Source organism: Pseudomonas sp. K5002 (assembly GCF_013386655.1).
In the GTDB taxonomy this organism is placed as follows: Bacteria; Pseudomonadota; Gammaproteobacteria; order Pseudomonadales; family Pseudomonadaceae; genus Aquipseudomonas.
Window position 1 is genome coordinate 1 of sequence record NZ_JACARK010000262.1, and the last position, 6,707, is coordinate 6,707.

General features: G+C 61.3%; 9 protein-coding genes and 2 pseudogenes. 6 read left to right on the plus strand and 5 right to left on the minus strand.

Translation table 11 applies throughout. The features are described from left to right. Positions 1 to 126 (plus strand): annotated as a pseudogene (locus HX846_RS39525) (LysR family transcriptional regulator); the annotation flags it as partial. A 127-nt stretch (positions 127 to 253) separates the two neighbouring features. Beyond that, a complete protein-coding gene (locus HX846_RS13735; RefSeq protein ID WP_003215223.1) occupies positions 254 to 928 on the plus strand; it encodes a GNAT family N-acetyltransferase in 675 nt (224 codons plus the stop codon). Here HX846_RS13735 and HX846_RS13740 read toward each other — a convergent pair. After that, positions 925 to 1,527 carry a TetR/AcrR family transcriptional regulator gene (locus tag HX846_RS13740; RefSeq protein WP_032899501.1) on the minus strand — a complete coding sequence of 201 codons (603 nt, stop codon included), beginning with the start codon at positions 1,525 to 1,527 and terminating at the stop codon, positions 925 to 927. The genes HX846_RS13735 and HX846_RS13740 overlap by 4 nt on opposite strands. 90 nt (positions 1,528 to 1,617) lie before the next feature. Here HX846_RS13740 and HX846_RS13745 point away from each other — a divergent pair, with 90 nt between their 5' ends. Further along, the gene (locus tag HX846_RS13745) at positions 1,618 to 2,223 is read left to right on the plus strand and encodes an NAD(P)H-dependent oxidoreductase (RefSeq protein ID WP_102605867.1); all 606 of its coding nucleotides are present in this window, start codon (positions 1,618 to 1,620) and stop codon (positions 2,221 to 2,223) included. On the opposite strand, the gene HX846_RS13750 is transcribed toward HX846_RS13745, so the two are convergent. After that, complete coding sequence (locus HX846_RS13750; RefSeq protein WP_178965555.1) at positions 2,220 to 3,077, minus strand: LysR substrate-binding domain-containing protein; 858 nt, start codon at positions 3,075 to 3,077, stop codon at positions 2,220 to 2,222. The two genes, HX846_RS13745 and HX846_RS13750, sit on opposite strands and share 4 nt — an antisense overlap. Before the next feature lie 107 nt (positions 3,078 to 3,184). On the opposite strand from HX846_RS13750, the gene HX846_RS13755 reads away from it, so the two are divergent. The 3 genes from HX846_RS13755 (at position 3,185) to HX846_RS13765 (ending at position 4,214) form a co-directional block, all read left to right on the plus strand. Then, positions 3,185 to 3,463 carry a carboxymuconolactone decarboxylase family protein gene (locus tag HX846_RS13755; RefSeq protein ID WP_087692706.1) on the plus strand — a complete coding sequence of 93 codons (279 nt, stop codon included), beginning with the start codon at positions 3,185 to 3,187 and terminating at the stop codon, positions 3,461 to 3,463. Between the two features lie 4 nt (positions 3,464 to 3,467). Continuing rightward, on the plus strand, positions 3,468 to 3,842 hold the full coding sequence (locus HX846_RS13760; protein WP_178965556.1) for a tautomerase family protein: 375 nt from the start codon (positions 3,468 to 3,470) through the stop codon (positions 3,840 to 3,842). 153 nt (positions 3,843 to 3,995) lie between these two features. Further along, positions 3,996 to 4,214, plus strand: a complete 219-nt coding sequence (locus HX846_RS13765) for a hypothetical protein (protein ID WP_102605864.1) — start codon at positions 3,996 to 3,998, stop codon at positions 4,212 to 4,214. A 528-nt stretch (positions 4,215 to 4,742) separates the two neighbouring features. Here HX846_RS13765 and HX846_RS13770 read toward each other — a convergent pair. From HX846_RS13770 to HX846_RS13780, 3 genes and pseudogenes are all read right to left on the minus strand, one after another. Then, the gene (locus HX846_RS13770; RefSeq protein ID WP_178965557.1) at positions 4,743 to 5,132 is read right to left on the minus strand and encodes a hypothetical protein; all 390 of its coding nucleotides are present in this window, start codon (positions 5,130 to 5,132) and stop codon (positions 4,743 to 4,745) included. 32 nt (positions 5,133 to 5,164) lie between these two features. Continuing rightward, positions 5,165 to 6,421, minus strand: a complete 1,257-nt coding sequence (gene aroA, locus HX846_RS13775) for a 3-phosphoshikimate 1-carboxyvinyltransferase (protein WP_177117399.1) — start codon at positions 6,419 to 6,421, stop codon at positions 5,165 to 5,167. Positions 6,422 to 6,521: 100 nt separating this feature from the next. Next, positions 6,522 to 6,707 (minus strand): annotated as a pseudogene (locus tag HX846_RS13780) (isocitrate lyase/phosphoenolpyruvate mutase family protein); the annotation flags it as partial.

Below are 6,707 nucleotides of genomic sequence, written 5' to 3' on the forward strand. Positions count from 1 at the left end.
TACCGCTTTGCGCTGCCGTTCGTGTTCCCGGACTTCACCGTCTCGATGCTCTGGCACCCGCGCCTGGACGCCGACCTGGCCCATCGCTGGCTGCGCGGTTGCCTGCGGGAGGTATGTGCGCAATGAGCCGAGCAGCCCCATTGTGGCGAGGNNGGGAGCAAGCTCCCTCGCCACAATGGGTGCTTGCGGGTCCACGGCGGCCCTTCAGCAGGTACAATCCGCCGGGCCTTGAAATGAAACACCAGGAATTCAAATGTTCAGCCTTACCCATTACGAAACCCCATGCCCCGAGCCGATCAACGCGCAGATCCTGCAGATGGTGGTCGACTACCTGACGGACATCAGCATGGTCGCCATCCCGCCAAGCAACCTGCTGTACAACGTCTACCAGTACGCCATCGGCTACGAGGTGCACCTGTACCTGGAAGCGCTGGGCGGGTCCAAGGGCATTGCGGTGGAATTGATCGTCGCGCTGGACGCGCAGGAGCAGGTGATCGGCTTCCTGCTGTACCTGCCGGTGAAGGACGATCCCGAGGCGTGCGGCGTGGCTTACATGGCGGTGCACGCCAGCCATCGGCGCAAAGGCGTGGCGCGGGCGATGATGCAGGACATGCTGGCCCGCTACCCCCATGCCGAACTGACCTGCGCAGTGGAGAAGGTCCCGGCGTTCGAGTCCATGGGCTTTCAACTGCGCGGTGTGCGCGGTACCCAGGTGTTGATGAACACCCGCGACTACAGCACTGACGGCTTGATGGGGTTGCTGGATGTGGCGTCGATCTACAGCTCGCTGGAGGTGCGGCAGATCCACACCTACCTCCTGCAAAAGCACGGCAAGCGGGCGATGGTCGATGCCGAAAAACAGCGTGATCGTCACTTCGACCAGATGACCCACAAGGCTCGGATGTTCGTGCACGCAAGGCTGGGCTAACGCGCTCCTCGACTCACCATCGACTTGATGCTCGCAAACAGCTCCTCTTGCGCCTCCAGCGGGCTGATCTCCCCGCTGGCCGCAGCATGGGACAAGGCGTCCGCCGCGCCCAGCATTGCGCGTAAACCGGGCTGGCCAATCACACCGTCCACGGCAAAGGGGGCGAGGGCATCGCGACACTTGCCGAGGAAAATCACGTCGTACTCGCGTTTGATGGTTTCCAGTTCCGGGCTGCCGGCCAGGGCCGCAATCACTCCCGGAATTTCCCGCCCCTGCAACAACACACAGTCGACATAGCACGAGGCAATCACCCGGGCGCGATCATCCAGGGTGGGTTCGCTGGCCTCGATTGCAGCGGCAAACACCTGGTTCTGCCGCGCGTCGAAATCTTCATACAGCGCGGCCAGCAGCCCCGCGCGATCGCCGAAATGGTCATACACCACCGGCTTTGTAACGCCGGCCAACTCGGCCAGATGCCCGAGGGTCAGGGCATCGGTGCCTTCTTCTCGCACCAGTTGCCAGGCCACGTCGAGCAGCTGGCGCAACCGGTCATCCCGGGACAGGCGACGGCGAGGGGCAGGGGATTGATCGCTTGACATGCTTATATACCAAAAGTAACTTACCAACGGTAACTTAGCTCAAGCCTACTCAATTTGCCTTCTCATCGCTACCCCGACGGAGTCACTGCCATGCACGCGCTGATCGTTGTTGCCCATCACGACCCACAATCCCTCACCCACAGCCTCGCCAAACAGGCGGCTGCCGGCATCACTGCCGCAGGGCACACCTTCGAGATCGCCGACCTCGCCGCTGAAGGTTTCGACCCGCGTTACAACGCCGCCGACCATAAAGTGCATCGCACCCGCGCCACGCCGCCGGCCGACGTACTGGCCGAACAGGCCCGACTCGACCGCGCCGACGCCTTGGTGCTGGTGTACCCGATCTTCTGGTGGTCGATGCCGGCCTTGCTCAAGGGCTGGATCGACCGGGTATTCGTCAACGGTTGGGCGATCGACTACAGCCTTGAGACGAAGGTGGTGAAAAAACTCGGCCACTTGCAGGTGCACTTACTGGGCGTTGGCGGGGCGGACGAAGGGGTGTTTGAACGCCACGGCTATGCCGACGCCATGCGCACGCAAATCGACCATGGGATCTTTGATTACTGCGGTGCGAAAGTGCTGACATCCGAGCTGCTGCTGGACTCGGAAAGCGGCGCTGCCGAACAGCATCTGGAGACGGCGACGAAGTTGGGGCGACAACTGTTCGTCACCCTGCAACCCTGCGAAACCGCCTAAACCAGGCTGCTCTGTATGAGCGCTGCCAGCTGTGCGACCGCAGCGCCTGGCGCTGGTTGGCTGCAATGCAATTCATAGCCAAGGGACGGCACCGGCGGCAGACCGTCGAGTACACATAGGTGCGCAGGCAAACCGATACGGGTGCGCAAGGTCACACCCAACCCGGCATCGACCGCCGCCCAGATCCCACCCACGCTGGGGCTGGTCAAGGCAATGCGCCAGGCAATGCCGGCGCGGTCCAGGGCTTCGGTGGCGGCGCTGCGCAATACGCAGGGTGCCTCGAACATCACCAGCGGCAGCGGCGCGTCCTCGGAGCGCGGTAGTTGGGGTTTGTCCCGGGGCCCGATCCAGTGCATGGGTGTTTGCCCCAGGCGGGTGCGGCAGGACGATGTCTGACCGGTTTCCCAGGTCAGCGCCAGGTCCAGGCTCGCGCTGTCGATCAGGGTCAACAGCTCGGCATTGCGGCCTATCCGCACTTCAAGGCTGATCATCGGATAAAGCCTGGCGAAGCGCCGCAGGATGTCACTGAGCACATGCTCGCCGAAATCCTCCTGCAAACCGAGGCGCAAAGTGCCTGCGGTTTGGGTTTCGTTAAGGCTGCTGAAGACAGTGTCATTGAGGTCCAGCAACCGCCTGGCGTGGCCGAGCAGCGCTTCACCCACCGGCGTCAGCACCAGCCCGCGCCCGGATTTGCTCAGCACCGGCGTGCCGACCTGTTCTTCGAGTTTCTTTAATTGCGCGCTGACGGCTGAGGTCGAACGGCCCAGGCGATCCGCCGCCTTGGCAAAACTGTTCAGCTCGACGCCGGTGACGAAGGTGCGCAGTACATCAAGGTCGAAGGTGGGGCGGCGCATTGAATGGTCCATTAAAACGGGATGGTGGATGCTATTAAATCTGATATTCGGAATGATCCTGGCTTGCTAGTTTTTGCCCGTCAACTGAATTGTCGGAGCGAGCGTCCATGAGCAACAAATTTACCGAGCTGACCCGCGACGTGCTGTTCGCCGATATCTGGGAGCGCGAGGGCCTGTCGCCCAGGGAGCGCAGCCTGATCACCGTGGCGGCACTGGTGGCGATGTACCGTCTGGAGCAACTGCCGTTTCACTTGCAGCGGGCGGTTGGCAATGGCTTGAGCGTCGAGGAACTGGGTGAAGTCATCACTCACCTGGCGTTTTACTCCGGCTGGCCGACAGCGGCGTCGGCGCTGAACCTGTTGGCAGCCATCCGTCTTGCGGAGTAACCCCATGCCTTACGCTCGAATCTCCCTGCACCGCGGGAAATCCCCTGAATATCTGCAAGCGCTTTCACAGGGATTGCATGACGCCCTGGTTGAAAGCTTCAAGATTCCTGACGCGGATCGCTTCCACGTGATCCACCAGCACGAAATTGGCGAGATGATCATCGACCCCAACTATTTGGGCGGCCCGCGCAGCCACGACTATGTACTCATCGCGATCACGGGCGGGAAACCTCGTGATACCGAGACCAAACGGCGGTTTTACCAGGTGTTGGTGGAGCGGCTGGAGGCTACGATTGGGCTGAGCCCTGAGGATGTGATGGTGGTGATTACAACGACGGCGGCGGATGAGTGGTCGTTTGCGGGGGGAAGAGGGAATTAGTAGCACGGGCGTACTTTTCCAATTGGAATGATTGCCCACAAGGTATGGAGAGGTGATCGGGAAATGTCAGTCTGGAAAGGAGGACCTTTCTGACAACCTTTCAGGCGGCTCAGTCTTACTCTTTGCGCTCTCGTGGAATCCAGGAGTAAAGGAATGACTTCCAGCGTCTTGAAGGACGGTTTTCCAGCTGCCTATCGCACCACCCGCGAACGGATCGAAGGCAGTATCGACCTCGGCCGGTTGTTTGCCGCGATCGATGCTGACTCGGCGATTGCGGGGGCAGGAGTGGGTGCAACCATGAGTGTCATAGGCAGCGGCGTCTCCGGGAATATCCGGACACTGGCCATCGGCCTATACGAAGAGTTTGAATAATGGAACTGAGAAATTCCCCTAGAGCTTTTATGGCTCACTATTTTCCGGTTTTAGTCTGTGCTTTTATGTTTGCGCTTTTTGCTCTTGCGGTAGCGGGGTCGTCGATGGGTAGTACCTACATGCGAGGCGTGCCTGCTTATCGTAGTTACACGGGGCTGGATGTGGGTATCGCTTCCATTATCTTGTCAGCGGGCAACTTTCTTATCCTCCGAGGTCGTGACTGGGGCGTCTGGATACTGGCAGGCAGTTGTGTGATGAGCTTTTTCATTGTGCTGTTCACCTACAGCTATCAGCCCCATCCTTTTATCTACACAACGGGGCTGTTGTTCCCGCTGCTAAGCCTCTACCTGCTCAATACCCACCGCCACCGCCAAATGCGCGCAGAACTCGTTCTACTTCGTCACGAACGCGAGCGCTACAAAGCCGGCTTTCGGCCCCCGCGTACTCAGGAGATGGCCCAGGCTCGCCTCGAATACAAAACGGCCCGCAGACTCAAGCGTGAAAATCGCCGCAAATGGAACGCGGCCCTCAACCCTCGCGAAACAAGTCATGAGCATCCAGCAACCGATACGCAATCTCCGGGCGCTTCTCCATGCCCTTGCGAATCGCCGCTGGAATCGACTGCCGGGTCTTGCGACACAACCCCGGCAATTCATCGATAACGATCTGAATCCCGCGCATCGTCTTCACTTCCGTATGGCCCGGCGCGATATGCACGCGAATGCCCAGTTGCTGATACATCAGCTGTTGCATGCGCTCAAGATCGGGCAGGCTTTGCAGGTTTTCGAGGCGTTCGAGCAGGCGTTTTTCTTCCTGGCGCGTCAGGTGCAGGATGCGTGCATCGGCGCCGGGAAGGTCGAGCAGTTGCTCGCGATTGCAGTCGCAGGCGCCGGGTGGGCAGGGTTGGCGAATCGTCATGCAGTCTCCCTCCCGTTACCGGCGCCGTTGGCTTACCAGGTCAGATGAACCCCAAGGCTTTCCAGCTCTTTCCAGTACTCGGGATAGGTCTTGCCGACGCAGTCCGGGTCCTGAATCCTGATCCCCGAGACCTTCAAGCCCGCCAAGGCAAAGCACATCGCGATGCGGTGGTCGGCGTGGGTGTCGATCAGCGCGTTGCACGTGGTGCCCGCCAGGGCCGGATCGCTGGCCACCAGCAAATCATCACCTTCAATGGTCGCCAGGCCCGGACGGATTTCATTCAGGCCGTCATGCAGGGCCTGCACCCGGTCACATTCCTTGACCCGCAGGTTGGCCAGTTCCGTGAAACGTACCGGCGTGTTGTTGAACGCGGCGAGCACGGCGAGGGTGGGGATTGCGTCCTGCATCTGCGAACCGACAACCACCGGTTGCATGTGCGGGAACTGCGCGATCACTTCCTGGGCCTTGGCATCGGGCTGGGTGAAATCTTGCGGGGCGACACCGAGGTCGATGCGGCCACCGGTCAGCACTTCAGCGGCCCACAAATAGGTGGCGGCGGAAGCGTCAGGCTCGATCAGGTAGTCGTGGGCGGTGTAGCCGGTCGGGGCCACGCGCCAGGTGCTTTCATCGACGATGTCCACCTGGGCACCGAAGGCGCGCATGCAGTCCAGGGTCAGGTCGACATAGCCACGGGCGCCAATGTCCTTGCCGGTCAGCGCTACTTCAATCGGGGCTTCGCCGCACGCCGCCAGCATCAGCAGCGCCGACACGTACTGGCTCGACAGGCCGCCGTCGATCTCGAAACGCTTGGCTTGCACGCGGCCAGTGCCATGGACGGTCACGGGTGGGCAACCGGTAGGGCTGTCGACCTGGATGCCATTCTGGCCGAGGGTCGCCAGCAGCGGGCCGATCGGGCGTTTTTGCATGTAGGCGTCGCCGTCCAGCACCACGGTGCCTTGTACAGTGGCCACGGCGGCGGTGAGAAAGCGCATCGCGGTGCCGGCGTTGCCGAGAAACAACGGCTGCGCCGGCAATTGCAGCTTGCCAATGCTGGTGACGACGAAGGTGGTGTCGTCCGGTTCATCGATCACCACACCCATCTGCCGCAGGGCCACCGACATGTGGCGGGTGTCATCGCTTTTCAGCGCGCCGCTCAAGCGGCTGGTGCCCTTGGCCAGGGCCGCCAGCAGCAAGGCACGGTTGGTAATGGATTTGGAGCCGGGGGGCGCTACCTTGCCGTTCAATGGAAAGTTGGGCGGTGTAACGGTCACGGTTTTCTGCGAACTCAAGGTACAAGGCTCCTGCTTCAAGGCGGGTGGCGTTTGGCGGACACGAATAATCGGCCAAACACGCTACCGTTGTCGAGCGGGGATCGTTGAGAGTCGCGGGTTATGGCGCCATGCGGCCATTCATGTCGCCATAGGTGAACGCCTTGAGCGCGTGCGTATCCAGTTGCCCGGTACGCAGGAAGCCTTCGGCCAGGCTGTGCATGGCGCCATACAGGAATTCGGCGATGCTCGAGCCGGCCGTGAGGCGGCGTACGCCCAAGGCTTGCAGCGTCTCGGGCGCGGGCAG

Bases quoted from the DNA above. Each gene is read 5' to 3' on its own strand.
- HX846_RS13750 (WP_178965555.1), bottom strand. From the start codon at position 3,077: ATGCGCCGCCCCACCTTCGACCTTGATGTACTGCGCACCTTCGTCACC.
- HX846_RS13770 (WP_178965557.1), bottom strand. From the start codon at position 5,132: ATGACGATTCGCCAACCCTGCCCACCCGGCGCCTGCGACTGCAATCGC.
- HX846_RS13760 (WP_178965556.1), top strand. From the start codon at position 3,468: ATGCCTTACGCTCGAATCTCCCTGCACCGCGGGAAATCCCCTGAATAT.
- HX846_RS13735 (WP_003215223.1), top strand. From the start codon at position 254: ATGTTCAGCCTTACCCATTACGAAACCCCATGCCCCGAGCCGATCAAC.
- HX846_RS13765 (WP_102605864.1), top strand. From the start codon at position 3,996: ATGACTTCCAGCGTCTTGAAGGACGGTTTTCCAGCTGCCTATCGCACC.
- HX846_RS13745 (WP_102605867.1), top strand. From the start codon at position 1,618: ATGCACGCGCTGATCGTTGTTGCCCATCACGACCCACAATCCCTCACC.
- HX846_RS13740 (WP_032899501.1), bottom strand. From the start codon at position 1,527: ATGTCAAGCGATCAATCCCCTGCCCCTCGCCGTCGCCTGTCCCGGGAT.
- HX846_RS13755 (WP_087692706.1), top strand. From the start codon at position 3,185: ATGAGCAACAAATTTACCGAGCTGACCCGCGACGTGCTGTTCGCCGAT.